Below are 1,275 nucleotides of genomic sequence, written 5' to 3'. Positions count from 1 at the left end.
TGAACTGACCCAGTAATTTGAGACACAAGAAAAAACACCTAGGCTGCCATTGTCCGATACTCGATCGGGGAATGGCAGTTTAATTTTTGGAACGGTCGTATGTAGTTGTAATAATACATGTAATCTTCAACTTTTTGTTGTACAATGGCATTGGTTAGGTGCACCCTTTTCAGGGTGTAGAATTCTTCCGACTTTAGCGAGGAGTGGAAGGATTCAATGACGGCATTATCAAAGCAGTTTCCTTTGCGGGACATGCTGGTGATAATGCCGTTTTCTTTTGTCGTCAGTTGAAATGCGCGCGATGTGTACTGTGCGCCTTGATCACTGTGCAGGATGGTTCCGGCCGTATTCCGTTTCTGGCAAGCCATTTCTAGCGTATCCAGCACAAGCTGGGCATTTTGCGTATCACTGACTTTGTAGGCAATTATCTCGTTATTATACAAATCCAGAATCGTCGATAAGTAAAGCATGCTCTCCCCGAAAGGGAGATACGTAATATCCGTCACCCATTTTTGATTGGGGGCGTCTGCTTTGAAATTCTGTTCCAATAAGTTAGGGACAATTAGGTTGCTTTCTCCCGTCATTTTCTTCGCTCTCTTTGGTTTGACTCGGCACTGGAGATTATATTTCTGCATAATCCGCTGCACCGTTTTCCGATTCAACTTGGTGCCGTTATTTTTCAACAGGCCTTTCACCGTTCGGTGACCGATACGGAATTTCAGTTGTTCACAGATGGCGAGAATTTCTTTTTCTAACTCGGTCATCCTGACCTCTTTATGACACCAACGGTAATAAGTGGAGCGAGGGACGCCCATGCATTCACAGATCATCGTGATAGAATATTTCACTTTAAACAAGTCCACCAACTCTAGGAAGAGGGCCGGTTCCACCTCCTTTCCAGTTCGCGATACTTTCCCATCAATTCCTCTTTCATTTCGTAGTAGAAAACTTTTTTCTTCAACACCTCGACTTCGCTCATATCCTTGGCAGAGCTGTTGGGTCTGCCAATATTCTTGGCCAGGCGATCTGTCTCTCCGTCCTGGTACCACTTCATCCACGTCTTGATTTGTGAAACGTTTTTGATCTGATGAACCTCCATGATCTCAGCGTTGGTGTAGTCGCCACTGAGTTTCATTCGGATGACCTCTTGTTTGACTTCCTCTGGATAAAATCGTTTTTTTGAACCCATACAGAAAAACACCTCCAAATTGTCGTTGTTACTACATACGACGTTGGGGGTGCTTTTTCCTTGTCTCATTTTACTGGGTCACTCTA

Annotated in this window: 1 protein-coding gene; it reads right to left on the bottom strand. The window is 44.3% G+C overall.

Annotated features, from left to right (window positions below; genetic code table 11):
- Positions 1 to 38 precede the first annotated feature (38 nt).
- A protein-coding gene (locus MLE13_RS17770) for an IS3 family transposase (protein ID WP_240751100.1) occupies positions 39 to 1,189 on the bottom strand; the annotation gives its coding sequence in 2 pieces (ribosomal slippage) (positions 39 to 916 and positions 916 to 1,189; 1,152 coding nt in all).
- Positions 1,190 to 1,275 lie beyond the last annotated feature (86 nt).

This window comes from Planococcus halocryophilus (assembly GCF_022489025.1).
Lineage (GTDB): Bacteria > Bacillota > Bacilli > Bacillales_A > Planococcaceae > Planococcus > Planococcus halocryophilus_A.
This window is presented reverse-complemented; position numbering and strand designations above follow the sequence as displayed.